Source organism: Selenomonas sp. (assembly GCF_057272215.1).
Genome location: NZ_DBHIUY010000001.1, coordinates 170,809 through 197,047, shown reverse-complemented (window position 1 = coordinate 197,047; position 26,239 = coordinate 170,809). Strand labels below are relative to the sequence as shown.

Below are 26,239 nucleotides of genomic sequence, written 5' to 3'. Positions count from 1 at the left end.
ACCCGAAAAGCCGCCCTGCAGAAACAAAGATGGCTGATACTATTGTACAATGAAAGTCCAAGAAGTCAAGTCCGCAGGACGCAGACTGATTGGCTCTTTCATGTAAGGGCGTGCGCACCATGTCCACAAAGTGGACGTTTGTGCGTTAAGCTTACAATGAAAGTCCAAGAAGTCAAGCCCGTAGGGCGCAGACTGATTGGCACCTTTCATGTAAGGGCGTGCGCACTATGTCCACGAAGTGGACGTTTGTGCGTTAAGCTTACAATGAAAGTCCAAGAAGTCAAGTCCGCAGGACGCAGGCTGATTGGCGTCTACCGCTTCCCCACCCACAGGACGCCGTCGGGGCTGTCCCATACGCCGAAAGGCGCACCCGGACGAAGAAGCATCGCCTGCCCCTTCGCGAGCAAATCTCCTTCGGGCGTCCGCAAATCGTCCATAGCATCGTTCACGAGATGCCATGCGCCGTTTTGCCTTGATATGTACGCCTTGACGGTACGATCCCGCGCTTTTTCATCGGGAAATACGTTTTCCATGAAGTGCCACAAAAAGAGCGGCAGACCGTCGTAGATGTTCAAAAGTCCGGACTGCAGCCATTGCCCTTCCTTGCCGCGCACGCGGCGCAGACGCTTTACATGCAGTACGCGGCGCTCGGGCACAGCGGCGCCGCAGAAGGGGCAGCGCGGCGCTTTCGTATCGTGCAGGACAAAAAATTTCTCCGGACAATGCGGATTTACGCACGGCTGCAGAAGATCCCACGTCTTGACGAGCGCTTTCTCCCACTCAAACGCCGACGGGCGCGCTTCCGGCTCGTGCAGACCATCGACGAAAGCGCGCAGGAAGAGTTTTTCAAGGTACGGTCCTAAATCGTGGATCGTGACCTTCAGCCCTTCGGGGCGATTGGAGCGGTCGGTCGGATGCTCGGCGAAGAGCGCCTTTTCTCCGTAGATCAGAAAGTCAGCCTCTTCGGCGGGCAGGTCGTAGTTCTTCGGCCCTTCGAGCGGATGACGCTTGAGCAGGTATTGATAGAGAAGCACGGGCAGCGCGAAGAGATCCGTCAACAGGCTCGGGGCGACGCGGCGCACATCACTGGCAGAAAGCTCCATTGAGGCGAGCACTTCAGGCGCGATGTAGCCCTTTGTCCCTGCGACCTCGGGCGGATACAGACCGGGCACGACAAGAGAGTCGATGTCGATGACGACGCAGCTGCCGCTCTTGGGATCGACGAGGACGTTGTTGCACGAAAGATCGGAATGCGCCAGCCCCGCTTGATGCATACGGCGCACGGCGCGTGCGAGCGCGATGGATAGCCGCAGCATGGTTTGAAAGCTGCCAAGTTCGTCCTTTTTCAGATACTTGCGCACGCGGCTCGTGAACCAATTTCCTTTCTTGTCCCTGCCGGCGAGATCAATCTGACCGGAAGCTTCGCGCCCGAAAAAGAAATTCTTCGGATAGGCGGGGCAGACGATGCCGAACTCCGGCTTGACGACGAGCGCCGTCGGCCAGCAAAAAAGATCAGCGAAGTATGTCGCCGCTTCCACCGTATTGCCGCGCGCGCCGCCCTTCGTTTCCGCAATCGTCGGATTGTAGCGTCCGATGATCGCCGTCAGCCGATCGACGAGCGCTTCGTCAACGATGTCCGGATTTAGAAAGAACTGCACGACGTAAGATTTGTCGGGGGCAAAGTATGTGTATTTCATGCCGCCCTGCGGCGGATTTTCCGTAACGACGTAAGGAATCCTTCTGCCGTCGGCGAGGATGGCTTCTCTGATCCTAGACATGACCTGCATCTCCCCACGAGAGCAGCGCAAGCGTACGGTCATCGAAGGAACCGCGCGTCAAATAGTTGTCCAGCCAGATCTTCAGCCGCTCCGCACGCGAAGCGACATCCTTTAGGCTCGTATCCGCAGCAGCCAGAGACAGCACATGCGCACGCTGCCACAAGGCTTCTTGCGTCGTTCCCAACGCGCGGCAAAGATGCTCGGCGGAATGCAGCGCAACGCGCGTTTCCTTGTCATTGACCCACGGGACGGCTTCGGGCTGCGGCAGGCTGCGCAAAAATTCGATGTCGTCGCGCGTAAACATTTCATTGTCCTGCACATTCGGCAAAACGCCGTTGAGCATAAGATCGAGATAGAGACGGTGCAGCTCCTGCGCATTGAAGTAGTCGTCTGCAACGCCGTCCGTCATCGTGAGGACGAGATCGTAAGCGCCGCGCGTGACGAGCGTCCGACGCTGCAGATTCGAGACGTCCGTCATGGCTTCGCTCGTCAGAAAGTCCGTCTCGCCCGAGAAGTCGCCGCTGTCGGGCTTGCCCATGAGCTTCACGGCGCTGCCGCAGGGCGCGTGCGTATTGACGGCACAGGTCATGCCGTCGCCAACTTGGCACGAGAGTATGAGAAGCTCCGCGCACTCGGGGACAGGCACGACGATGGTAACAAGGAGCGTCGCGGCAAAGTCGGAGAGGGCGATGTCGCGGCCGAGGAGCTTCGTGTACGCCGCCCTGCCGCATCGCTCGTAAAACGCCGCCAAAACGGCACGCCGCGCGGCGAGAACGCCTTCGTGCAGCACCGCGCTGAGCTTCGCGCACGCCTCAACGAACGCCGCATCATCTGTGGGAAGCGCGAAAGCGGTGCGCTGTTCGGCGCCTGCTGCATCCAAGGCGCGAAGCTGCTCGTAGATCGCGCCTGCGGCAGCCTCGCTCGCCGCGCGCGCACCGACGCGCGAGAAGCGCTTCGAGCCTGCCCCGTCGGAAACAGCGACGATGGCGATGCCGCCGGTCTCCGCTGCCGCGAACCAGTCATCGCAGTTCGTGCCGTCGTGCTTGTGCTTCTTGCCGCGCACACGCGCCGCGATGAAGTCCGCCGTACCGAGCCTGCGTTCTTCTTTCATATACTCCGGCGCAGCGTCCGGCTCATCCGTCGGTACAGGGTGATACTGCCAGAGCGATGCCGTATGCGCCAGCACCGCCGCATCGCTCAGAGCCGCAGGCTCCTCGTCGGCGGCAGGCGGCGCATCGCCCGCTTCGCTCGTCCCAGCGGCTGCGCCTTTTTCAAAAGGCGCATTTTCCGCAGTTTCCCCGCTTTTTTCCTCTTCTGACGCCGTACCCATGAGCGCCTGTTTTTGCACATCTGCCGCCTGCGCCAGAGCGGCGGTTTCCTCTTTTCCCGTCAAAGCGTCTGCACCCCTTCCACACGCCAGCCATCCATCCCGCTCAGGGAACGACCGTAAAGCCTTTCGGCGGCGGCGGCAGCTCAATCGCCGCACCGGGCTTTGCGTCGAGACTCTTCGACGACATCTTGATCGAGCCGGAGACCCATGCGAAGAACTTCGCCATATCGCCTGCCGAAAGACTATTCATCATCAGCACGTTGTCCGTGATCTGCTTCAAATAGCTTGTATCAGCATCCGCACCCGCCGCACACGCGATGATGTTGCCGAGCTTGAGCGATTTAATCTCCGCCGCTGCCTGCCGAAAATCCTCCAAGTCGGTCGGATTGCCGTCCGTCAGCAGGAAAACGAGCGGCCGCCAATCGCCCTTCTGCGTCTCCGTATTCTTCCGCACCTCCGTGCGCACGCATTCCGCGAGGAGCTTCAAGGCGCCGCCCATCAGCGTGCAGCCCTCCGCCTCAAGGCGAGGCTCCTTGAAGAGCATGAGTTCCGTGAGCTTCGTCGTCTGCTTCACCTGACTTGCAAAAGTGATGACCGAAAGATACGCCGTCTCAAGCGCCTGCGGGTCGCCGCGAAGCTCCGACAAAAGCGCCTTGATCCCCTGCCGAACCGCCTCAATCGGCTCGCCCATCATCGATCCCGAGCAATCCAAAAGCAAATACACCGGCAGTCTGCGTCCATAATCCGCCATGAATGGCACCTCCCATGATCTTAAAGCAAATCCTTTTTATTTTTAAGAAAGCACGAATACATGCAGCCGCGCATCTGTGCAAATCTGAGCGACTTCATTGGATCCATACTTCCTCAAGTATAGCACTGAAAATTTCTTTCAGGCAACCTTTTCTATTTCAAAGCGCCGCGCGTATCTCGCGCAGCTTCGTCGGCGAGAGTCCGCCCGCCAAGGCGGCGCGATGACCTTCGTAGTAGCTTTCCGCCTCTTTTCGCACATGGGCGAGCGCCGCATCGAATACGGTGCGGCTGCCGGCGAACACGCGCATCTTCAGGCGTGCGCCCTCTTTTTCTATGTGCGCGTAGACGAGGGGACGCAGCTTCTCCTTGATCGCTTCCGCCATAATCTTACTGCCGCCCTTCTCAAAGAACTGTGCCGGATTCTTAAAGAGCGCAAGCTCCTTGGCAAAAACCTGCGGCTCGACATCGGCGAATGCCGCAGCAAACGAAAGCCCGATCTCAAACTCCGTCGCTTCCATGCCGAAGGAAAAATCACGCTCGCCCTCGGCAAGCCGCTTTGCCAATGTCTCCTGCATCTCCTTGCCGCATCTTGCCAGAAAGCGCTCAAGCCGCACGGCGGTCGCACGCATCTCCTGCGCGAGATCGAAGCCAAGGCTCGCAAGAAGTTCCTTCATCGCTTTTTGTAAGCTCGCCTTGCCGTGCTCTTTGCCGAGCGTCGCGGCGTTGAAGCTCAGGCGGAACCTGTCCTCATAGCGCAGAAATACGCGCTCTGCGACGTAGTACAGAAGCTCCGCCTGCTCCTGCTCGATACGCTTTTCGATGCCTTCACTCTTCTCTCGTGCGAGAATATCACGCGCTCTTGCCGCACTTTTTTCGAGCGACTCGCGGCGCTGCGCTTTCTTTTCCGCACTTTCCTCGCTCTCTTCGATAAGACGGTCGAGCAGCGTCTTCGTCCGTACATAGTCGCCTTCGGCGGCACGGACGGCAAGACCTGCAAGATCGTGAAAGATGAAGTGATGAAACGCGCTCTCGAACTCCGTGCCGCGATACGCGCCCGCGAGCTTTTCCTTGAGGATCGCAAGGCTCGACACGGCATGAAGGCGCGGTTTTGCTATGCCGAAGCTCGACAGGTTCCGCCGCACATAGGCGAGCACATCGCTCGCGTCCTCCTCGCTCTCGGCGAGGTCAATGGCGTTGACGATAAAAAACATCTTGTCCATCTCAAAGGCGTCCTTAACGCGTCCGAGCTGTACGAGAAATTCACTGTCGGCATGGGAGAACGCGTGGTTATAATAGGTGACAAAAAGGATCGCATCGGACTGGCGAATGAAGCGGAAGGAAAGATCGGTGTGACGCGCGTTGATGGAGTCCGCGCCGGGCGTATCGACGAGTGTAATGCCCTTTTGCGTCAGCTCGCAGTCGGAGTAAATCTCGATCTCTTCCACGAAGCACGCCTTGTCCTCTTCGACGGCGTAAGCGGCGAAATCCGCCAGCGTGCAGTCAATCACAGCGCCCGCTTTTCCTGCAAATGCCGCACGCCCCTTGTCATAAGCGCGCAAAAACGCCTGCTGCTGGCGCAGATCGCTCGCCAGCAGCAAGACTTCATCGACGAGCGCAGGCGCATCGGCAAGGCTCTTCGCCTCACGCGCAAACGGCTGCAAGGCGCGGTTCAAATCGGCGAGCAGCATGACTTCATCTTTGAGGTGTACGCGCACCGTACCATGCGGGCGCTCTTTCGTCACAGGCAGGATCTTCTGAATGACCGCGGTCGTCGGGTTCGGCGATACGGGCAAAAGGCTCTCGCCCAAAAGCGCGTTCGCAAACGACGACTTGCCCGCGCTGAACGCGCCGAAGAGCGTCACGAGATAGCCCCGCCCTTCGAGCCGATCGGCGCGCGCCATGAGATCTGCGGCAAGCCGCGCAAGCCCCGGCACGTCCGCGACAAGCGCGCCCGCGCGGCGAAGGCGCGGCGCCCAAGCCGCAAGGTCAGAGCCTGCGGCTTGGGCAGCATCCGGCGGCACAGATGCCGTCGGATCTTCGACAGCCGCGCCGTCCTGCATCGCCGTCTCGCGCCCCGCCGCCGCATCTGCCTGCACATCCTGCGCCGCCTTTTCACTCGCCGTGCCGTCGCCCTGCACGATCTCGACATCCTGCGAAGGAATCGCAAAGAGCGACGCGCCATCCACAGGCACACGCGCCTCGCTTGCCAGAAGCTCCGACAGCATCTTTTCCTTCGCCTGAACGCGCTTCTTTGCCTGCCGCACGGCGAAGAGCGCCGCGACTTCCTCAGCCATGCCCGAAAGCTCCGCCTCGATGGCGGCGAGACGCGCGCCATTGCGCTCATGAAGGCGCCGCAAAAGATCATCGCCGACGGCGGCAAGGCGCGACCGTGCACACTCCTTGACCGCCTTTTCGAGCGCGGCGGTATAGTTCAGCACATAGCTGCCGTCGTAGCTCGTGCTTGCGCCCTCCTTTTGACTTTTTTCCAACACATCGTCTTCGGGCAGCGCCGTGAATCCCTCGGCAAAGGCGGCGACCGCCTCAGCTTCGATGCGATGATCGCGCGCGAAGTCCTTCAGATACGTCGCGACATGCCAATCGACCTGCAGCCGCACCTTCTCCACAAGCGCCTGCCACAGACGTTCACGCCGCGCCGCACGCTCCGCCGCCGTTTTCTTGCCGCGCCCGAAGAAGCCCACTTTGAAATCAGGCGCGGACGCTTCAAGATAAAGACGCGCCAGCTCGCGCACCTCGTAGGGCATCATGTAGGCGTTGGCAAGAATCTTCTTGATTCCGGCATAAAAAGCGGCGCGGCCGTCCGCCTTGAGACTCTCCGCCTCCTGCTCCAAAGCGCGGCTGCCCGCCCAGATCGCGTCACGCTCCGCCATCGACAGCGGCTCAAGCACCGCGCGGGCGGCTGCCATGCTCTTCTCCTCCGCCTTTTCCTCTCGGCTTACAGCGTCGGCGCAGATCTTTTCGAGTGACCGCGCGATGGACTCGGCAAGCGCTGCTGCGCGATTTTCCAATATCTCCCGCAAAAATTTCTGCATCTTCGGAAAATCGTTGTGCGCGTGCGCCTCGTCCTTCATCGAGGTGAAAAAGATCGCTTCCGGCTGCACACCCCATGCCGCAAACGCATCCTTGACGCTTGCGGCGAACGCCTCGAAGGAAAGCTCTTCCCCGCGATGCTTGTCGATCTGGTTGATGACGAGCGCGACGCGCTTTTTCGCTTCCGTCAAAGATTTCGTAAAGAGAAAGCTCTCCTCCGACTGCACATGGTTGTAATCCATGACATAGAAAATGAGATCGGCAAGATGAATCGCCTCTTCCGTCGCCAAGCGATGCGCCGCATCCGTCGAGTCGATGCCCGGCGTGTCCATGAGCACAACGCCCTCGGGCAGAGCCGCCGCTGCCGTCGATATCTCAATGCTCTCGATCGCTGTGCCGTCACGGCAGAACGACTTCACGAGGTCATAGTCGTAGGGCGCGAGATAGCGGCGCGGCCTGCCCGCGCGAAAACGCGCCTCGGCGTACTCCTCGCCGCGCCGCACATAGACGAGATTCGCACTCGTCGGTATGGGGCTGGACGGCAGGAGCATCGCGCCCAAAAGGCGGTTGATCATGCGCGACTTGCCCGCCGAAAAATGACCGCAGAAAGCGACGCCGAATTCACCGCGCACAAGCTTTTCGGCGAGCTGGCGCACCTTGTGCGCACTCGCCGCATCCGCATCGCCCGAAAAGTAATCGTAAAGCCGAAGCAGTCGGTTCTTCAGCATGACGGTATCTTCTTGCATACGTCCTCCCATTGAGAAAAGCCCTTCCGACACAAACAGCCGCCCTTCTTCGCGCTGCTTGTTTCCTTTTCCTATCATACCATGAACCGCCGTTCCTTGCCACGGCAAGAAAATACCTCGCCGGCGAATTTTTCATTCACCGACGAGGCGCCGTCTTGCTCTATTTTATTTCTGATGTCCGCCGTGCCCGTGAGGACCGCCCTTGCCGCGATGCGAACAGCGACCTTCGCCCATGCCTGCGCCGCCTTGCCCATGACGATGTGCGTGAGCGTGACCCTCGCCATGATGACGTCCGCAGTGTCCGCTGCCGCCGCTCGCGCCATGAGGATGTCCTTCGCCGTGGTGATGACCACCGTGACCTTCACCGTGACCATGTCCCTCGCCTCCGTGCGCATGGGAACAGCGATGCTCACCCTCTGCATGGTGATGATGCGAACAGTTCGCCTCCGTCGTATATGTGAGCGTGCCCGCCAAGTGCTGCGCGACAGCCTCATCCGCTGCACCCTTGACGCCTGCACAGATGCGAATGCCCGCCTCGCCGAGCGCCTCGATCGCGCCCGCGCCGATGCCGCCGCAGATCAGCACATCGACCTCATGCGCCTGCAAAAGTTCCGAAAGCGCACCGTGACCGCTGCCCTCTGTGCCGACGACCTCCGACCTCTCGACCGCATTGTCCTTGACATCGTAGAGCTTGAATGCCTGCGAATGACCGAAGTGCTGAAACACCGTGTCCTTTTCATTTTCATAGGGGACTGCAATTCTCATTGTATCTTCTCCTTTCCTGCGGGGGGATGAAAAACCATCCTCGCGCTGCATCGCTTTACGCGGGCAACACCTGCCGCACGGCGCGGACATATCGCAGAGCCGATACGAACCGCCCTCGATGACGAGAGGTCTTCCATGCACGAGACTCTCGGCGATCTTCCTGCGTGCCGCGGCATAGATCTCGGCGACCGTCGTGCGTGAGATCGCCATGCGCTCGGCGCACGCATCCTGCTTTAGCCCGTCGTGGTCAATGCTGCGAATACACTCGTATTCTTCAAGCAGCAGCACGACTGCCTCGCCGCCGGGACATCCCGCAGGCGTGAAGCGCTCATAGGCGGGGCGCACACAGATTCGCCGCCCCCGCGTCGGTCTTGGCACGCGCCTCGTCTCCTTCCAAAGTTTTCTCGAAAGCCATTATCGACATATGTCGATAACTATGTTATTATCGTAACATGAAAGGTTCATCATGTCAATCTCGTTTTAGCAGGATTTATCTCTTTCACGACGAAAGTACCCATATCATCCATCAACCAAAGAGGGGGAGTCTCATGGCAAAAGAAACGATACAAAAGGACATCATCATCATCGGCGCAGGTATGGCAGGGCTGACGGCAGCGCTCTATGCGGGGCGCATGAACTTCTCGACGCTCGTGCTCGAAAATGCCATCGTCGGCGGTCAGATCGCGAATGCCACCGGCATTGAGAACTATCCGGGCTTCTTGAGCGTCGCAGGCGCCGACCTCATCAAGACGGTGCAGCAGCAGGCGGAAAACTTCGGCGCCGTCGTCGATGAATTCGACGCGATCGAGAAAGTCGATCTGAGCGGTGCGGTCAAGCGCATCGAAACGGACGGCGCCGTCTATGAAACGCCCGTCGTCATCATCGCCTCAGGAATGAGCCGCAAGAAGCTGCCGCTCGCAGAAGAAGCGAAGTACGCAGGGCGCGGCGTTCATTACTGCGAGCTATGCGACGGTCACATGTACCAAGACAAGATCATCGCCGTCATGGGCGGCGGCAACGCAGCGCTCGACGCAGCGAACTTCCTTTCGCGCTACGCGAAGAAACTCTACCTCATACACCGCTCGAAGATGCGCGCCGACGACGTGTCACAAAAACGGCTCATGGAAAATCCCAAAGCGGAAATCCTGCTCGAAACGGAGATTCGCACCCTCAAGGGCGAGGGCAAACTGCGCTCTGTCGAGATTTTCGACAAAAAGACGAACGAGACACGGGACCTTCCCGTTGACGCCATCTTCGTCAACATCGGCGTGCAGCCGAATACAGCGCTCTTCACCGGTCAGGTCGAGATCAATGCGAAGGGGCATATCGTCGCAGGCGAAGACTGCCGCACAAAGATCGCCGGCGTTTTCGCCGCCGGCGACATCCGCGAAAAGGAAATCCATCAGCTCACGACCGCCGCCGCCGACGGCACGACGGCGGCGCTTCTCGCCGAAAAATACATCACAGGAGGAAAAACATCATGGTAAAAGTCTATTCCATCACACAGTGCCCTTGGTGCGACAAGGTCAAGAAGTATCTGAAATCGAAAAACATTGCTTACGAAGAGCATAACATCGAAGAAGATGAAACGGCGCGCAAAGAGTGCGAAGCCATCTCAGGCGACCTCATCGTGCCGGTGACGACGGTCAACGGCAAGGATTTCGTCGTGAGCTTCGACAAAGCGAAGCTCGACGCAATCCTCGGCATATAGAACTCCCAAACGCCCGCATGGCAAAAGCCGCCTGCGGGCGTTTCCTTTTGCCAATCCGTCTGCGCCTTTGCAGAAGCAGCTGATCCTGCAAGTCGTGGATCATATCGATGACATGACGAAACGCATCGGCCAGATGGATGACCTCGTCAAGCGATACACAGATGAATATGGGGATGCGATCGAAATGACAGGCTCGTTGTACGGCGGGGAGCGAAGCGGGCAATCGTCGCTGTAGCGCACACCATGCTGATAGCCATCTACCACATATTGAAGAGAGGCGTTTCCTTTGTCGATCTGGGAGCCGATTATTACAACCAATTCAACCGAGAACGAAAGATCAGCAGTGACCTGGCGAAGCTTAAAAAAGTGGGTTGGCAATCAGAGACAGCCACACTCGCGATAGCGCCCACATAAAAATTCAGTCTGTCAGACCGATAGGGGATTTTTGCGCTTTTTCTAGCCTTAGCACAAAGGTTCTCATGGTAATCAGCCAAGAATTTGAACAATATTCTCATTTATGCCAATCTCGCCTTTACAATGCTTGCTGTTCTACGATATAATCAAAATGTAATATTTTTCTGCTAGGGAAGCGCTGCTGCATTCAGTGGTTTCCTAGAAAGGAGGTTTTCGCTGTAATGAAAGACGAAATTTTCGGTGTACTCCAGCGCGTCGGGCGCAGTTTCATGTTGCCCGTCGCCATCCTGCCGATCGCCGGCATACTCTTGGGACTCGGCGCGTCGTTCACGAACGCCACGACCATCGAGACGTATGGCCTCTCCGCCGTACTCGGTGCGGGAACGCCGCTTCACGCGCTTCTCTCCATCATGGCGAGCGCGGGCAGCACGATCTTCGGCAACCTGCCGATCATCTTCGCCGTCGGCGTCGCCATCGGCATGGCAAAGGCGGAGAAGGAAGTCGCGGCGCTCTCTGCCATGATTGCCTTCTTCGTCATGCACACGGCGTGCAACGCCATGCTGAAGATCGGCGGGCAGATCCTCGCCGACGGCACGATCGCGCCTACGGTGCTCGAAGGCACGATTGCGCCGAGCTGCGGCATCTTGTCGTTCCAGATGGGCGTCTTCGGCGGCATCATCGTCGGCATCGGCGTCGCGTGGCTGCACAACAAGTACCACAAGATCGTGCTGCCGAACGCGCTGTCGTTCTTCGGCGGCTCGCGCTTCGTGCCGATCGTCTCGACGATCGTCTTCCTCTTCGTCGGCATCGCCATGTACTTTGTCTGGCCGCTCGCACAGCAGGGCATCTTCGCGCTCGGCGGCCTCGTGACGGGCACTGGCTACATCGGCACGCTGATCTTCGGCCTCATCAAGCGCGCTCTGATCCCCTTCGGCCTGCACCACGTCTTCTATCTGCCGTTCTGGCAGACGGGCGTCGGCGGCTCGATGATGATCGACGGCCAGCTCGTCCAAGGCGGTCAGAACATCTTCTTCGCCCAGCTCGCCTCGCCCGACGTCACGCATTTCAGCGCGGATGCGACGCGCTACTTCTCGGGCGAGTTCATCTTCATGATCTTCGGGCTGCCGGGCGCGGCGCTCGCCATGTACCACTGTGCGCGTCCCGAGAAGAAGAAGGTCGCGGGCGGCCTCCTGCTCTCGGCGGCTCTTACCTCGATGCTCACGGGCATCACCGAGCCGATCGAGTTCTCCTTCCTCTTCGTCGCCCCCGCGCTCTTCGCCGTGCAGGTCGCGCTCGCAGGCGCCGCCTACATGATCGCGCACATCCTCAACATCGCCGTCGGTCTGACATTCTCGGGCGGCCTCCTCGACCTCTTCATCTTCGGTATTCTGCAGGGAGAGGCGAAGACGGGCTGGATGTACATCATCCCTGTCGGCGTCGTCTACTTCTTTCTCTACTACTTCATCTTCTCGTGGATGATCCGCCGCTTCGACTTCAAGACACCGGGCCGCGAGGACGACGACGAGGAGACGAAGCTCTACTCGAAGGCCGACTACCAGGCGCAGCAAGGGGCGGCGGGAGCAGCGTCCGGCGCGGGAGCATCCGATGCCAAGAGCGCGGCGATCGCGCGCGGACTCGGCAGCAAGAGGAACATCACTTCCGTCGACTGCTGCGCGACGCGCCTTCGCTGCTCGGTCGCGGATTCCTCGCTCGTCAACGAGAAGCTCCTGAAGGCGACGGGCGCCGTCGGCGTCATCGTCAAGGGCACGGGCGTGCAGGTCATCTACGGCCCGCAGGTCGCCGTCATCAAGTCGAACCTTGAGACGTACCTCGAAACCGCGCCTGACGTCGAGCCGGAAGCGACGGCTGCTGCAGAGCTGGCGGAAAAAACGGCAGAAAAGACTTCGCCGGACGCAGGCGAAAAGACGGATTCGGCAGAAAAAGCGTCTGCACAGGAAGCGTCCACCGGTGAAACTGCCGCACACGCGCTCTTCACGCCCGTCGCAGGCGAGGTGCATCCGATCGAGGAAGCACCCGACGAGGCGTTCGCCGGCAAGATGATGGGCGACGGCTACTTCGTCTACCCGACGGAAGAGACAGTCTACGCGCCCGAGGACGGCGAGGTCGTCTTCGTCTTCGACACAAAGCACGCGATCGGCATGAAGGCCGCCGACGGTACGGAGTATCTGCTGCACATCGGCGTCGACACCGTCGCGCTCGGTGGGCAGGGCTTCGAGGTCTTCGTCGAAGGCGGCCAGAAGGTAAAGAAAGGCGACCGCCTCATGACCTTCGACGACGCCTACATCAAGGAACATGCGAAGTCCGACGCCTGCCTCGTCATCTTCACGGGACTCGGCGAAGGAAGAGCCGTAAGCCTCACGAAGACGGGGGCGGCCAAGGCGCTCGACGAGGTCGGCAGCTGCTGAGCCAAATCGGAAAGATTCGCTGAAAGAAAATGGATGCCGAGCGCACCCTTCCACTGGCGCGCTTGACATCCATGCACGAAAAATCTATAATGACAAAAGAAAGAGTGACTGGCGTTTTGGGTGCGTCGGTCTCTCCTAAGAAGATTATACGTCTTGAAAGAGGAGCCGCCGCAACCGCGTAGCGGTTCTTTTTTTACATTGTAAACCCCCACGCCTCACGGCACCACGATGAACGAGAACGCCCCTGCTATGGTATAATAAAGACAGACGTTGCAAGGTCGAATCGCAAAATGATTCCTACTGCCGCAGACAACATCGCTAAGCAGATTATGGAAACCTACCATCCTCAGGACGCACAGGAACTCCAAGATGTTGTCAAACGCATCTTTGCTCCCATTTTCGAGGCTGCTCTCAAAGGGGAGATGCAGAACCATCTCGGCTATGCCACTCATGAACGTACGGATTCCAGCAACAATGTCCGCAATGGCTATTCCGAGAAAACGCTCAAGACGACCTTGGGAGAAGTACCGATCCATGTGCCTCGTGATCGTCAAGGCTCCTTCGAGCCGCAGATTGTCAAGAAGCGCCAGCGCGATGTCTCTTCCATCGAAGGCAAGGTTCTGGCCCTGTACGGACGCGGCATGAGTCAGCGCGATATCGCTGCCACCGTCGAGGACATCTATGGGTTCAAGATGTCGCACGAACAGATCTCCCATATCACGGACTGCATCATGGAGCAAGTGCAGGAGTGGCGAAACCGTCCGTTGAAGCCCTTCTATCCGTTCGTGTTCGTCGATTGCCTGTACGTCTCGCTGCGCACGGAGCGCGGCATCCAACAAACGGCGGTGCACGTCGTCCTGGCTTACGATACGGATGGCTGCAAGGACGTGCTCGGGCTTTGGATCAACGAAGTCGAAAGCAAGCATGCATGGATGCAGGTTTTTGATGAACTCAAGTCGCGTGGCTTGGAAGCCATCGGTTTTCTCTCCATGAACGGCGTAACGGGGCTGGAAGACGGTGCGCGAGCGATCTTCCCACAGGTGGTCGTGCAGCGATGCATCGTACATTTGATTCGCAACTCCATCCGGTACATTCCGCGCAAGGACTGGAGTCGTTTCACGAAGGAGCTCAAAGCCATCTACGGTGCGGTGAACGCCCGGCAGGCACGCGAGAAATTCGAGCAGTTCCAGAAAGACTGGGCAGGCTATCCCGGGGCTGTCGCCGTCTGGCAGAACAACTTCACGCATGTCGAGCAACCGTTCTCTTACGGCAGCGCCGTGCGCAAGGTCATGTATACGACAAACGCGATCGAGAGCGTGAACGCCAGCTTCCGCAAAGTCACGAAGAAGGGTTCTTTCCCCAACGAAGATGCAGTATACAAGCTGCTGTATCTGCGGGTACAAGAACTCTACCAAAATGGGGCGGGCGCAAGATACCAAACTGGGCGCTTGTTCGCAACCAACTGTTGATGGATGAGCGTATGGCGAAACTAATGGAGCGCTATGATACGGCATACTGAAAAATCGTTTACACAAAACTCTTGACACACCCGCAAGAGGGGCAACATCAAACTTTCCAGCGTGGTTTCCGACATCAACGGCAAAAGTTCGCGCAGCCTCTTGCAAAAGCTGCTCAAAAAAGATACGCCTTTGCAGAAGCAGCTGATCCTGCAAGTCGTGGATCATATCGATGACATGACGAAACGCATCGGCCAGATGGATGACCTCGTCAAGCGATACACAGATGGATATGAGGATACGATCGAAAAGCTGGACGATATCCCGAGCATCGGGAGACAGAGCGCGGAAACCATCCTAGCGGAAACGGGCATCGATATGAGCCGCTTTGCAACAGAGAAGCATCTGTCCAGCTGGGCGGGTCTGTCCCCGGGGAACAACGAAAGCGCTGGAAAACGGCACAGCGGCAAGACTTACAAGGGGAACGCCACGTTGAAGACCACATTGATCCAATGCGCCAGAGCAGCTATCAAGAAGAAGGAATCCTTCCTGTCCGCGCAATATGACAGGCTCGTTGTACGGCGGGGAGCGAAGCGGGCAATTGTCGCTGTAGCGCACACCATGTTGATAGCCATCTACCACATATTGAAGAGAGACGTTTCCTTTGTCGATCTGGGAGCCGATTATTACAACCAATTCAACCGAGAACGAAAGATCAGCAGTGACCTGGCGAAGCTTAAAAAAGTGGGTTGGCAATCAGAGACAGCCACACTCGCGATAGCGCCCACATAAAAATTCAGTCTGTCAGACCGATAGGGGATTTTTGCGCTTTTTCTGGCCTTAGCACAAAGGTTCTCATGGTATGGTAAATTCCATTCCGCCGCTGTCGCAGACGGCACAAATAGAGATGAAACCAAAGGTGCGACACGCCGTTGTTTGGTATAATCTTCTTGAGAGGAGAGATACCCTACAAAGCACGTGGAAGCGAGTTGAGGATTGTCAACTCTTTCGATTCAAGTCAGTATGGTAAACAGTGCAAGTCCTGCCGCTCAAGCACAAATAAGTGGATCTTTTAGACCGTACGCTAATCATTGGCATAGACTTATCCTTTTGCTTGGCATGGACAGGCAATGTCTCTCCTCAACCATGAGAGGAGGATTGTCAACATGAAAGTCGTTTACCCCGTCTGCTGTGGCATCGATGTTCACAAAAGATTTCTCGTTGCCACGATCGTATCCGTAACCAAGATGCAGACACTCTCTTACAAGAGGGAACGCTTCTCCACGTTCAACAAAAATCTTCAAAGGCTCAAACATTGGCTCATCGAAAATGGCTGTTATGACGTTTGTATGGAATCCACCGGCAAATACTGGGTTCCCGTCCTCAATGTACTGGAACCGGAAATGCACGTTGTGATTGTCAACCCGAAATGGGTGCGTGCGGTGCAAGGACACAAAGATGACGCAAAAGATTCCAAGTGGATCGCCGAGCTGTTCTGCTTCGGTCTTGTCAAAGGCAGCTTCATCCCCAGCAAGGATATACGCATACTGCGTGAATTTATGCGCTACCGCGCTAAGCTCACCAACATGCGCAGCAGCGAGAAGAATCGCTTCCAAAACGGCTTCACCGTATGTAACATCGCCTTGGATGCCGTCGTTTCCGATATGTTCGGGACATCTGCGCAGCAGATCACCAAATATTTGTTGACCGACAAAGACCCAACGGCGCAGCATTGTTCGACGCTACTCCATCGCTCTCTCAAAAAGAAAGCTGTTGCTGTCGTTGAATCCATCGAAGGGTTTCAACTCACAGAGGAGCAGAAGTTTCGGATGCTGCAAATACGTCAGCATATGGAATACTTGAATGCTACAATACAGGCTCTCGACGAAAAGCTTGATCAGATGGCCGCACCCTACGCCGCGGCCATTCGGCTCTTTTGCACAATCCCGGGCATGGGTCGTGAATCCGCCTTAACGATTCTTTCTGAAATTGGCACGGATATGACGCAGTTCGGTTCTTCCAAGAGGCTTTGCAGTTGGGCCGGCCTGACCCCCGGTAACAATCAATCCGCCGGCAAGAAGAAGTCGGTTCGGATTACCCGTGCAGGGGTCTACATCAAACCGCTGCTTGTGCAGGTAGCTCATGCCGCCGTGAAATGCACCAGCCAGCCCTACTACAAAGTCAAGTATGAAAATATCGCACGTCGCCGTGGCAAGAAAAGAGCCATCATCGCCATTGCACGCATGATATTGACAGCGATCTACCATATGTTCAAAACGGGAGAAGTGTTCTGTCCTACCGATCTTCGGCAGATCGACATGCCCGAAGAATTAAAGGAAAAGCGTCGGTCACGCAAGATACAGAACGCCATTCATCTCTTGAAGCAACAGGGGATTCTGAGCGAAACTTTTGTTGCTCCAACATGTGCATAATTCAAAAAGCAAGCTCTAATAGGTGTGTTAAGGTCGGTCTTTTTTGATATTATCCAGCTTTTGATATTTTCACGCTAAGCTACACGCACAAACGTCCACTTTGTGGACATTGTGCGCCCGCCCTTACAGAAACCTTGCCAATCAGTCTGCGCCTTCGGCTTGACTTCTTGGGGTTTCATGGTAAACTAGGAATTGCTATATGGAGCACATGCGCTGGAAGGAACTCGCCATGTGCGGGGGAGGAAACAAATCTTTCATGGAAAAGTTGATTATACAGGGCGGCTGTCGGCTCGCAGGGCGCGTCAAGATCAGCGGTGCGAAGAACGCCGTACTGCCCATCATCGCCGCGACGCTCTTGGGGCAGGACGCCCCAAGCCGTCTGGATGAGGTTCCGTCGCTCGACGACGTGCATACGATCACGGAAGTCCTGCAGGCGCTCGGCGTCCATGCAGAATTTGATGCGGCGGCGAATGCGCTGACGGTAGACAGCCGCGAGATCAAGAGCACAGAAGCGCCCTACGAGCTTGTGCGCAAGATGCGCGCCTCATTCCTCATCATGGGGCCCCTGCTCGCGCGTCTCGGTCATGCGAAGATCTCGCTGCCGGGCGGCTGCGCCATCGGCACGCGCCCCATCGACCTGCATCTCAAGGGCTTCGAAGCCTTGGGCGCGAAGATCGAGATTGGGCATGGCTACATCGAAGCGCGCGCTGCCGAAGGGCTCAAGGGCGCACGCATCTACCTTGACTTCCCGAGCGTCGGCGCGACGGAAAACATCCTTATGGCGGCCTCGATGGCAGAAGGTCAGACCGTGCTCGAGAACCCCGCGCAGGAGCCGGAGATTGTCGATCTCGCCAACTTCCTCAACGTCATGGGCGCAAAAGTGCGCGGTGCAGGCACGAACGTCATCAAGATCGAGGGCGTCAAAAAACTCACAGGGCACAACTACACGATCATCCCCGACCGCATCGAGGCGGGTACCTACATGGTCGCCGCCGCCATGACGCAGGGTGACGTCTATATCGAAAACGCCATCTCCGAACATCTGAAACCCGTCATCGCCAAGCTTAAGGAAGCCGGCGTCACTATCGAAGAGGATATCGACGGCATTCGCGTCGCCTGCGACCATCGCCCGAAAGCCGTCGACATCAAGACCATGCCGTACCCGGGCTTCCCCACGGACATGCAGGCGCAGTTTATGGCGCTGCTCGCCGTCGCCGACGGTGCGGGCCTCGTGACGGAAACGGTCTTCGAGAACCGCTTTATGCACGTCGATGAGCTCAAACGCATGGGAGCCGCCATCAAAATCGACGGACGCACCTCCGTCGTCGAGGGTGTGGATCATCTGACGGGCTGCCAGGTCAAGGCGACCGACCTTCGCGCCGGCGCCGCTATGGTGCTCGCCGCGCTCGTCTCCGAAGGCGAGACGCAAGTCGGCTACATCCACCACATCGACCGTGGCTACGACAAGCTTGTCGAAAAGCTCGTGGGACTCGGCGCCGACATTCGCCGCGCAGACAGCTGAATATAAAAAAGGATTGTGCGCTGAGAAAACTCATGCACAATCCTTTTTTATGCTTTATTTACTTTTTATCCAACGCCTCGGGATCGATGCGGTTGGCTGTGTCAATCAAATCGTTGTACTCCTCGACCATATCGTTGTATTTATCATTCGTACGATTTGCAAGGAAGGTTCGCACAGCGCCGATATAGCGATTGATATCACTCTTATAACGATTCACTTCCGAGCCGTTGAGTTTTTCGCTCATCGCAGTTATATCCTTGATCTGCGTCTCGACCGCTTGTGTGTCAAAATTCGAATCTTCCAGAGCATCGGCAAGCTCCCTCAGCTTGATGTTCAACTCAGAGAATGTCGCCGCATTCTCTTTGCCCGCCTTTTTCAGCTCTTCAAACTGTGCGCGATGCACCTCTTTGTTATGCGCAGAGACGATGGCGTCCATTTTTTTATAGGCTTCCGTAAATTGATCGTGAAGAGGAAGGAACTGCTGTGCAAGCTCTGTTCCCTGTGCATAATTGTCAGCAAGATAACCTTTGGAAGAGTAATAGTTGTCCAATTTCTCCGCCACCGGCACAAGATCTTTGAGTATGGCAAGCGTCGCGTCAGCAGCCTCGTCAATATCCGAATAGACGCCGCTCGTCGCCTTATCTGCACGCGCTTTTTCGAGGTTCTCCTTCAAAGCGCCGTATCCCGGCAACATGCAGCTCACCATCGGCGTTCCTGAGCGCAGGTCTGCCAGTGTTGGCGAAATGGCATAGTCAAACGTAACAAGTTTGCCGTTGAAAGCATTCGTCGCCTCGATGTACGGAGCAAGCGCCGCCTGCTTCTTCTGCAGCCCCTGCACGCCGTCCTCTGAAAACATCCGTGAAAGTGAAGAGCCGCCGTCCCCATCGCCGCCGATGCAGCCGGTGAAGAGCATGGACGGCGCGAGCAAAAGACCGCCGACAAGAAATACGGACAACGCACGGCGCAGCTGATTGTTTTGCATAAAAATCCTCCTTGTGTAAACTACACGCACAAACGTCCACTTTGTGGACATTGTGCGCCGCCCTTACCAGAAACTGACCAATCGGTCTGCGCCTACGGCTTGACCTCTTGGAGTTTCATGGTAAAAAACCTTATGAATCGAGCGATCCCTTAACGATTCATATATAAAAGATCAGCCTTAGTATAATACGGCAGAATATCATGCGTCAAATTTCTTCCAATTTCTTAATGCAAATGGAATTCATACGGGTTGCTCTTGTTTGGATGAAATTTCTCTCGAATGTTTAAGGTACCGCGAGGAAAAAGCGATGCGTCCAGCCAGCTGTGCTGTCTTTATCAGCGCTTCCTTTTAAGATGCGCCATGCTCTTTTTTCCATCGCTTGATGTCCATGAGACGCGCCTTGAAGCGCCCTTCCAGCCCCTCCTCCGTCGGCTCGTAATAGACGCTTCCTAAGAGATCGTCGGGCAGACACTGCATATTCGTGAGCTTATCCTTCGCATTGTGCGCATACTGGTAGCCCTTGCCGTAGCCCTCGTCCTTCATGAGCCGCGTCACAGCGTTTCGTATGACGAGCGGCACCGGCTCGGCGAGACGTGACGTTGCGTCCGCTTTCGCTTTCAAATAGGCGACTTCCATCGCATTCGACTTCGGCGCAAGCGACATATAGACAACGATCTCCGTCAAATGCACCGAGCACTCCGGCATCCCGATGAAATGACACGCTTGATACGCCGCCACGGCAAGTTCCAAAGCGCGCGGATCGGCAAGCCCCACGTCCTCGCTCGCAAAGCGCACGATGCGCCGCGCGATATAGAGAGGATCCTCCCCCGCCTCTAACATGCGAGCGAGCCAGTAAATCGCCGCATCCGCATCGGAATTGCGCATCGACTTGTGGAGCGCCGAAATCAGATTGTAATGCTCCTCACCCTTCTTATCATAAAGCAGCGATTTCTTCTCCATGCACTGCTCCACCGTCTCGCGCGTAACCTTGATCGCGCCTTCTTCCATATCGCCGTTCAGCACGACAATCTCCAACGTCGAAAGCGCCGTACGCGCGTCGCCGTTCGAGAACACGGCGAGCGCTTCCAAAAGATCATCCGCGATCTCCACCTTTTGCCCGCCGAAGCCCTCGGGCGCAGCGAGCGCACGGTGCAAAAGCTCCAAGATATCCTCCTTTTGCAGCGCCTTGAGTACAAAGACGCGGCAGCGCGAAAGGAGGGCGCTGTTAATCTCAAACGACGGATTCTCCGTCGTCGCGCCGATGAGGATGATGCTGCCCTTTTCCACAAACGGCAGAAAGGCGTCCTGCTGCGCCTTGTTGAAACGATGAATCTCATCGACGAAGAGAATCGTACGTTCGCCGTACGCAGTGTTCTTCTCCGCCTCCTGCATGACCGTGCGGATCTCCTTGATACCGCTCGTCACAGCGGAAAAGTCGATGAATCGCGCTTTCGTCTCCCCCGCAATGATGCGTGCAAGCGTCGTCTTGCCGACGCCCGGCGGTCCCCAAAAAATCATCGAAAAAATCTTGTCCTCAGCAATGAGTTTTGAAAGCATCTTTCCCTTGCCCACAAGATGCTGCTGCCCCACATAGTCCGCGAGTCCCTTCGGCCGCATACGCGCCGCCAGCGGCAGATCGGCTTCGCGTCGAAAAAGCGAATCCTGCTCCAAATCCGTCCCTCCATCCATCATTTCTTTCTATTATAACAGAAGAAGAACATGAGTCAAAAGACAGGTTTAAGACAAACCGCCTAATTCACGATATAGTTTAGAAGAGAATTTTTATGCAAAAAAATGGAGTGAGCAGCATGTACCGCTTCTTGGAAAATTTTGAAACGGGAATCCCTTTTATCGACAATGGACACCGCCGACTTCTGGAAGATATGGAAGAAGCACGCGAGGCGCTCGCTGCAGGTCACGAAGACGAATACCACCGACTGCGTGGGCAGCTTTTAGAGACGATGCAGGATCACATCGTCAAACAGCATGTATACGAAGAGGAAATCATGGTCATGTCGCATGATGCCGAGCTAGATGGGCAAAAAGCAGATCATGTGCGCTTTCGCGATATCATCGACCGCCACAAATCCTCGATGAACTTCCAAAGCGACCACGAGGATCTGACGGCTCTCATGAACTTCCTCAACGAGTGGTTCCTGCAGCACATCCTCTCAAGCGACATGCTCATCGGCAGCGCCCTGCGAAAAGCAAAGGCAGCCGCGGTAAAGGCAAAGGCGCAGGCGGCAAAAGAAGCGCGCAAAGCAGAAACGGCGCAGACCATCCGGAAAGAACCAGCCGTCGAAGAGCCAAAAACATCGGCGGCGCAGCCGACAGAAGCGGCAGACAAACCCGCTGCTCCCGCAAAAAAAACGACGAAAAAACGCACCGCCGCCAAGAAGCAGCCAACCGCTGCCGAAGATTCCGACAAAAATGCCAAGGACAGCGCTTCCCCCACAGAAGCTGCAAAACCAGCGAAAAAGCCGCGGAAAACCGCTGTCAAAAAGCAGCCCGCCGAAAAGACAGCCGCCGCTGCCGAGCAGTCCGCGCCCGTCGCCGAAGCCGCCGCAAAGCCTGCCGCGCCTGTTGCCGAAACCGCCGAAAAGCCTGCCGCGCCCAAGGCGAGCAAGCCGAGCAAGCCGAGCAAGCCGACGACGACCGTCATCAAGTCGAAGAAGGCTCCTGCCGATCCCTTTGCTTTCACCGATGAATTTCGCACGCAAATCCCGCTCGTCGACAAGGAACATGAAACGCTCTTCAAGCTGGTGCGCCAGACGTATGACCTCGTGCACGACGAATTCTGTGTCGACAAGTTCGACAACATCGTTGCAATCCTCGAAGAGCTGCGCAACTACACCATCAAACACTTTGCCGATGAAGAACGCTATATGAAGAGCATCAACTACGACGGTCTTGCCGAGCAGGTCGCCGCTCATACAGCATTCGTCGAGCAGCTCAACAACCTCGACCTCGACGAAATCGACCACGACCAGGAAGGCGCGCTTGACGATCTCATCAAGTTCCTCCTCAACTGGCTCGTGCAGCACATCCTGAAAGTCGATAAAAAAATGCCCTACATCGAAGAAGCGGCATTGAATCTGACGGAATGACGACAGAATCATCAAGGCAGCACGCTGTACATATAGCCTCACGCCTTACAGAAGCCTAGCCAATCGCTCTGCGCCTTCGGACTTGACCTCTTAGGGCTTCATGGTAAATAAGGCGGCGCATAAGTCCATCCCGACTTATGCGCCGCCTTTTCGATGCGCCAAATACGTGAAAGCCGTTACTTTCATGCCCGTACCTTTTCGCCTTGATGCTGCAGGAAGCGCCCTGCATATACATATCCTCCGCCCCTCAATCGCCTTGTCTCCCAAGCATCTTCTTCTCCTCCCCTGCAAAATCTGCACCTTGCTGCACCAGAAAGATATGATGCTCGATGACGCGCCCCAAAAAGTGAGCGAGCCTTGTCGCGGCGATCTGCAGGAAGCCCAAGATCATGAAGAGACAGTCAAAGCCCCAGACGGAGAAGATCGCCGCTCCCGCAAAAGCAACGTAAAGCACCGTCAGAAACTTTGCCAAGATTATGCCCAAGACCATGCGCACGGCGCCGCGCCGCACCATGCGGCGGTTGCGGAAGTGACGGCGCACGAAGTCCCGCACGCGCTTCCCCAGTTTGCGCGGCTCCCGCAGCATACGGCAAAAGGAAAGGACAGCCTCGCGCTTCCATTGCAGCCACGCATAGAGACGCGTATTCAGATGCCGCAGCGCTTCGGGCAGAGAGGCAAAATTGCCCAATCCCTGCAGCCAGCTCCGCACTTCCAGACACTTCCCCAGAGCACTTTTGAACCAACTCCCGATATTGAAGTCGATCTTGCGTATATACTGCACGATCTCCCTCGTCGAGATGACGACAGAATCATCAAGGCAGCACGCTGTACATATAGCCTCACGCCTTACAGAAGCCTAGCCAATCGCTCTGCGCCTTCGGACTTGACCTCTTAGGGCTTCATGGTAAATAAGGCGGCGCATAAGTCCATCCCGACTTATGCGCCGCCTTTTCGATGCGCCAAATACGTGAAAGCCGTTACTTTCATGCCCGTACCTTTTCGCCTTGATGCTGCAGGAAGCGCCCTGCATATACATATCCTCCGCCCCTCAATCGCCTTGTCTCCCAAGCATCTTCTTCTCCTCCCCTGCAAAATCTGCACCTTGCTGCACCAGAAAGATATGATGCTCGATGACGCGCCCCAAAAAGTGAGCGAGCCTTGTCGCGGCGATCTGCAGGAAGCCCAAGATCATGAAGAGACAGTCAAAGCCCCAGACGGAGAAGATCGCCGCTCCCGCAAAAGCAACGTAAAGCACCGTCAGAAACTTTGCCAAGATTATGCCCAAGACCATGCGCACGGCGCCGCGCCGCACCATGCGGCGGTTGCGGAAGTGACGGCGCACGAAGTCCCGCACGCGCTTCCCCAGTTTGCGCGGCTCCCGCAGCATACGGCAAAAGGAAAGGACAGCCTCGCGCTTCCATTGCAGCCACGCATAGAGACGCGTATTCAGATGCCGCAGCGCTTCGGGCAGAGAGGCAAAATTGCCCAATCCCTGCAGCCAGCTCCGCACTTCCAGACACTTCCCCAGAGCACTTTTGAACCAACTCCCGATATTGAAGTCGATCTTGCGTATATACTGCACGATCTCCCTCGTCGAGAGATCGGCAAAGCGCAGCGGTACATAGAAGAGGCGCAGCAGGACGACTTCCAGAAAGAGGAGCGTTCCGCGCAGAACGAACGCCAGTGCATAGTGGCGCACATAGATTTCAGGACGTTTCCGAATCGCCCGCATCTTGCCGCGCAGCTGCTTCAAAAGCTTCATTGCCAAAATCCCTCCCCGCATCCCGCTCTTATACCTAAAAGAATTTTAACATAAAGCATTTCCCGCTGCAATATGCAAAAATTCTGCATCATGCCCTGAAAACTTTAATAAAAAAAGTTCCCCTTGCTCTTTACAAGAGGAACCCTTTTCTTTCACTATGCCGTTGCTCTGCGCACAACGCTCAGCCAATCATGCTCTTGATGTCGCTCTCGACATCCGTAATGCCGCCGATGCCGAAGGTCTCGACGAGCACGTTCGCAACATTCGGCGAAAGGAACGCCGGCAGCGTCGGTCCGAGGTGGATGTTCTTCACACCGAGATGAAGGAGCGCGAGGAGAACGATGACCGCCTTCTGCTCATACCATGCGATGTTGTAAACGATCGGCAGTTCGTTCACGTCGGCAAGCCCAAAGACTTCTTTAAGCTTCAGTGCGATGAGAGCCAAGGAGTACGAATCGTTGCACTGGCCCGCATCGAGGACGCGCGGAATGCCGCCAATGTCGCCGAGATTGAGCTTAATGTACTTATACTTCGCGCAGCCTGCCGTCAGAATGACCGTATCCTTCGGCAAAGCCTCAGCGAAGTCACGATAATAGCTGCGCGTCTTGTGACGACCGTCGCAGCCGCCCATGACGATAAACTTCTTGATCGCGCCCGACTTCACGGCTTCAACCACCTTGTCAGCAAGCGCAAACACCTGCTCATGCGCAAAACCGCCGACGATCTCGCCCTGCTCCAACTCCGTCGGAGGCGCACACTTCTTCGCCAATGCAATGACAGCGGAGAAGTCCTTCCTGCCATTCTTCTCCTCGATGTGCGGACATCCGGGGAAGCCAACGGCAGCCGTCGTGAAAATGCGGTCCTGATAGCTCGCCTTCGGCGGCACGATGCAGTTCGTCGTCATAAGGATCGGACCGTTGAAGGACTCGAACTCCTCTTTCTGCTGCCACCAGGCGTTGCCATAGTTGCCCGCGAAGTGCGCGTACTTCTTGAACGCCGGATAGTAGTGCGCGGGCAGCATCTCGCCGTGCGTGTAGACATCAACGCCCGTGCCCTCCGTCTGATCGAGCAGCTCCTTCAAATCCTTGAGATCATGACCCGAAATCAAGATACCCGGATTCTTGCGCACGCCGAGATCGACCTTCGTGATCTCCGGATTGCCATAAGTCTCCGTATTCGCCTTGTCCAAGAGCGCCATGACATCGACGCCATACTTGCCTGTCTCCAACACGAGAGCCGTCAGATCATCGCCCGAAAGACTGTCGTCTAAGAGCATCGCCAGCGCCCTCTGCATGAAGGCATCGACCGCCTCGTCACGGTAATCGACGACATTCGCATGATGATTGTACGCCGCCATACCCTTGAGACCATACGTCGCAAGCTCTCTGAGGCTGCGAACATCCTCATTCTCCGTCGCGAGAACACCGACATCCGCCGAGGCCGCTTTCGCATGGAACTCGCTTCTTGCGCCATTCCAAAGAGCCGCCGCCGGAAGCTTCGATGCATCTGCTACATCCTTCATCATCTCTTCCTTCATGCGCAGCGTCTGTTCAATCGCATCGGCAATCGCCGTCTCATCGAAATTCGCATTCGTGATCGTAATGAAAAGATTCAGCGTGACGCGATCATTGACCGCCTGTGAAACCGACTTGCCCGCTTCGCGCAACGCCGTCGAAACGGCGGAAATCCCCTTCGTCACATAAATCAAAAGATCCTGAAGCCCTGCAACCTCCGGCTTCTTACCGCAAACGCCCACCTGCGTACATCCCTTGCAGCCCGCCGTCTCCTGACACTGAAAGCAAAACATCTTGTTCTCCATGTATACCATCCTCTCTCTTTGCAATCTAACGAGAACCGCGCACAGCAGATCCTCTTGACAGCTCTATCATAGCAAAGAGAGTTTCCCTCTTCGGTAACGCTTGTTACAAAAACGAAAAAAGTCCTTGATTTTCCTTAGTTGATAATCTTTCTTCCTATATTTTCTGCCTTTACACGCCTCGAACACTTTT

18 protein-coding genes and 1 pseudogene are annotated in these 26,239 nt (G+C 56.6%); 9 read left to right on the top strand and 10 right to left on the bottom strand.

Annotation, left to right across the window (positions count from 1 at the left end):
- Positions 1-311: 311 nt before the first annotated feature.
- The 5 genes from ACO5Z0_RS00845 to ACO5Z0_RS00825 all read right to left on the bottom strand — a co-directional run bounded on the left by ACO5Z0_RS00845 (position 312) and on the right by ACO5Z0_RS00825 (position 8,795).
- Positions 312-1,778: a protein kinase domain-containing protein gene (locus tag ACO5Z0_RS00845; RefSeq protein ID WP_485648814.1), complete on the bottom strand. Its 1,467-nt coding sequence runs from the start codon at positions 1,776-1,778 to the stop codon at positions 312-314.
- Entirely contained in the window at positions 1,771-3,171 is a 1,401-nt protein-coding gene (locus ACO5Z0_RS00840; protein WP_485648813.1) for a protein phosphatase 2C domain-containing protein, read from the bottom strand. Before ACO5Z0_RS00840 ends, ACO5Z0_RS00845 begins: the two co-directional genes overlap by 8 nt.
- A gap of 40 nt (positions 3,172-3,211) precedes the next feature.
- A complete protein-coding gene (locus ACO5Z0_RS00835) occupies positions 3,212-3,859 on the bottom strand; it encodes a vWA domain-containing protein (protein WP_442673974.1) in 648 nt (215 codons plus the stop codon).
- Positions 3,860-4,016: 157 nt separating this feature from the next.
- A complete protein-coding gene (locus tag ACO5Z0_RS00830) occupies positions 4,017-7,652 on the bottom strand; it encodes a dynamin family protein (protein ID WP_485648812.1) in 3,636 nt (1,211 codons plus the stop codon).
- Positions 7,653-7,817: 165 nt separating this feature from the next.
- On the bottom strand, positions 7,818-8,795 hold the full coding sequence (locus tag ACO5Z0_RS00825) for a DUF134 domain-containing protein (protein ID WP_485648811.1): 978 nt from the start codon (positions 8,793-8,795) through the stop codon (positions 7,818-7,820).
- A 170-nt stretch (positions 8,796-8,965) separates the two neighbouring features.
- Between ACO5Z0_RS00825 and ACO5Z0_RS00820 the strand changes: the two genes are divergently transcribed.
- From ACO5Z0_RS00820 to murA, 8 genes and pseudogenes are all read left to right on the top strand, one after another.
- The gene (locus tag ACO5Z0_RS00820; RefSeq protein ID WP_485648810.1) at positions 8,966-9,904 is read left to right on the top strand and encodes an NAD(P)/FAD-dependent oxidoreductase; all 939 of its coding nucleotides are present in this window, start codon (positions 8,966-8,968) and stop codon (positions 9,902-9,904) included.
- Positions 9,898-10,128 (top strand): glutaredoxin family protein, encoded by a 231-nt coding sequence (locus ACO5Z0_RS00815; RefSeq protein WP_314596603.1) that lies wholly within the window; start codon positions 9,898-9,900, stop codon positions 10,126-10,128. The genes ACO5Z0_RS00820 and ACO5Z0_RS00815 overlap by 7 nt, the downstream gene beginning before the upstream one ends.
- Before the next feature lie 67 nt (positions 10,129-10,195).
- The gene (locus tag ACO5Z0_RS00810; RefSeq protein WP_485648809.1) at positions 10,196-10,363 is read left to right on the top strand and encodes a hypothetical protein; all 168 of its coding nucleotides are present in this window, start codon (positions 10,196-10,198) and stop codon (positions 10,361-10,363) included.
- 400 nt (positions 10,364-10,763) lie between these two features.
- Positions 10,764-12,968: a PTS sugar transporter subunit IIABC gene (locus tag ACO5Z0_RS00805; RefSeq protein ID WP_485648808.1), complete on the top strand. Its 2,205-nt coding sequence runs from the start codon at positions 10,764-10,766 to the stop codon at positions 12,966-12,968.
- Positions 12,969-13,258: 290 nt separating this feature from the next.
- Positions 13,259-14,487: pseudogene (locus tag ACO5Z0_RS00800) on the top strand (IS256 family transposase).
- 61 nt (positions 14,488-14,548) lie between these two features.
- Positions 14,549-15,217, top strand: coding sequence for a transposase (locus ACO5Z0_RS00795; protein WP_485648807.1), 669 nt, complete (start codon positions 14,549-14,551; stop codon positions 15,215-15,217).
- Between the two features lie 374 nt (positions 15,218-15,591).
- Positions 15,592-16,857, top strand: a complete 1,266-nt coding sequence (locus ACO5Z0_RS00790; protein ID WP_485648806.1) for an IS110 family RNA-guided transposase — start codon at positions 15,592-15,594, stop codon at positions 16,855-16,857.
- 256 nt (positions 16,858-17,113) lie between these two features.
- Complete coding sequence (murA, locus tag ACO5Z0_RS00785) at positions 17,114-18,379, top strand: UDP-N-acetylglucosamine 1-carboxyvinyltransferase (RefSeq protein WP_442673572.1); 1,266 nt, start codon at positions 17,114-17,116, stop codon at positions 18,377-18,379.
- A 58-nt stretch (positions 18,380-18,437) separates the two neighbouring features.
- Here murA and ACO5Z0_RS00780 read toward each other — a convergent pair whose 3' ends face one another.
- Both ACO5Z0_RS00780 and ACO5Z0_RS00775 read right to left on the bottom strand, forming a co-directional pair.
- Positions 18,438-19,361 (bottom strand): DUF3829 domain-containing protein, encoded by a 924-nt coding sequence (locus ACO5Z0_RS00780; RefSeq protein WP_485648805.1) that lies wholly within the window; start codon positions 19,359-19,361, stop codon positions 18,438-18,440.
- A 348-nt stretch (positions 19,362-19,709) separates the two neighbouring features.
- Complete coding sequence (locus ACO5Z0_RS00775) at positions 19,710-21,050, bottom strand: replication-associated recombination protein A (RefSeq protein ID WP_485648804.1); 1,341 nt, start codon at positions 21,048-21,050, stop codon at positions 19,710-19,712.
- Positions 21,051-21,145: 95 nt separating this feature from the next.
- On the opposite strand from ACO5Z0_RS00775, the gene ACO5Z0_RS00770 reads away from it, so the two are divergent.
- Positions 21,146-22,468: a bacteriohemerythrin gene (locus tag ACO5Z0_RS00770; RefSeq protein ID WP_485648803.1), complete on the top strand. Its 1,323-nt coding sequence runs from the start codon at positions 21,146-21,148 to the stop codon at positions 22,466-22,468.
- A gap of 247 nt (positions 22,469-22,715) precedes the next feature.
- Here the strand turns inward: ACO5Z0_RS00770 and ACO5Z0_RS00765 are convergent, their stop codons facing one another.
- The 3 genes from ACO5Z0_RS00765 to hcp all read right to left on the bottom strand — a co-directional run bounded on the left by ACO5Z0_RS00765 (position 22,716) and on the right by hcp (position 26,049).
- Positions 22,716-23,249, bottom strand: a complete 534-nt coding sequence (locus ACO5Z0_RS00765; protein ID WP_485648802.1) for a hypothetical protein — start codon at positions 23,247-23,249, stop codon at positions 22,716-22,718.
- A 267-nt stretch (positions 23,250-23,516) separates the two neighbouring features.
- Positions 23,517-24,230, bottom strand: a complete 714-nt coding sequence (locus ACO5Z0_RS00760) for a hypothetical protein (RefSeq protein ID WP_485648980.1) — start codon at positions 24,228-24,230, stop codon at positions 23,517-23,519.
- Between the two features lie 181 nt (positions 24,231-24,411).
- The gene (gene hcp, locus ACO5Z0_RS00755; RefSeq protein ID WP_485648801.1) at positions 24,412-26,049 is read right to left on the bottom strand and encodes a hydroxylamine reductase; all 1,638 of its coding nucleotides are present in this window, start codon (positions 26,047-26,049) and stop codon (positions 24,412-24,414) included.
- Positions 26,050-26,239: the final 190 nt, after the last annotated feature.